Origin of the sequence: Palleronia abyssalis, from assembly GCF_900302445.1 — a bacterium.
GTDB lineage: Bacteria > Pseudomonadota > Alphaproteobacteria > Rhodobacterales > Rhodobacteraceae > Palleronia > Palleronia abyssalis.
Genome location: NZ_ONZF01000045.1, coordinates 1 through 960 on the forward strand (window position 1 = coordinate 1; position 960 = coordinate 960).

Sequence of the window (960 nt, forward strand, 5' to 3'; positions counted from 1 at the left end):
CTACCTGACGGCCGTGCGCTAACCTTCGGGAGGCAGCGGACCACGGTAGGATCAGCGACTGGGGTGAAGTCGTAACAAGGTAGCCGTAGGGGAACCTGCGGCTGGATCACCTCCTTTCTAAGGATGTTCCTAGTCATTCAGGCTTGCCTGGATCGTGGAACACTTAGCAGTGCCACCTTCTCACGAAGGTCCCCTTAATCGGGGTGAGCACATATCGAACCGGACCGTCCTCATATCTCTTCAGATCAACAGCGAGCCACCGGCTCGTGGAATAGGCCGCGCCATTGCAGCCGGGTGCCTCTCGGCGATTGCAAGCAATCGCCTGTTGCACTCGTTCGATCGGCGTTGTCGATCGAACGTGGGTCGGTAGCTCAGGTGGTTAGAGCGCACGCCTGATAAGCGTGAGGTCGGAGGTTCAAGTCCTCCTCGACCCACCATATCCTTCGGGATCGGAGGGGCCTTAGCTCAGCTGGGAGAGCATCTGCTTTGCAAGCAGAGGGTCATCGGTTCGATCCCGATAGGCTCCACCAATATCGATTAGACCGGCAAGCAGCCTCGGCTGTTTACCCGTCCAATCGGACATCGTCGGATGCACGCATTCGACGGATTTACATCGTATAGAGAGATACACATCAGTTAACATGCTGATACGGGCAGTGCGCCCGTGTCTTCGGTTCGACCGAGCGGCATGTAACTATCCAAGTCAAGTACACTAACCCAGGCGGCCTTCGGGTCGCCAAGAACAGTCCTTCCATACTTTGAACCAGGTGGAAGGGCGGGAAAGTATGCTTCTGATTAATGCCCCGGGGGACACAAAAGGCCTTTGGGGTGCAGAAGAAGTCAGTCTTCTTCTGGATCAGATCAAGCGCGAGAAGGGCGTTTGGTGGATGCCTTGGCAGTAAGAGGCGATGAAGGACGTGATACTCTGCGATAAGCGTCGGCGAGGCGAGAATAGCCTTT

2 tRNA genes and 2 rRNA genes are annotated in these 960 nt (G+C 56.0%); all 4 read left to right on the plus strand.

The window, feature by feature from the left end:
- Positions 1–117 (plus strand): 16S ribosomal RNA (locus PAA8504_RS21700); the annotation flags it as partial.
- A gap of 243 nt (positions 118–360) precedes the next feature.
- Positions 361–437: transfer RNA gene (locus PAA8504_RS21705), tRNA-Ile, on the plus strand.
- A 17-nt stretch (positions 438–454) separates the two neighbouring features.
- Positions 455–530: transfer RNA gene (locus PAA8504_RS21710), tRNA-Ala, on the plus strand.
- A 329-nt stretch (positions 531–859) separates the two neighbouring features.
- Positions 860–960: ribosomal RNA gene (locus tag PAA8504_RS21715) — 23S ribosomal RNA — on the plus strand; the annotation flags it as partial.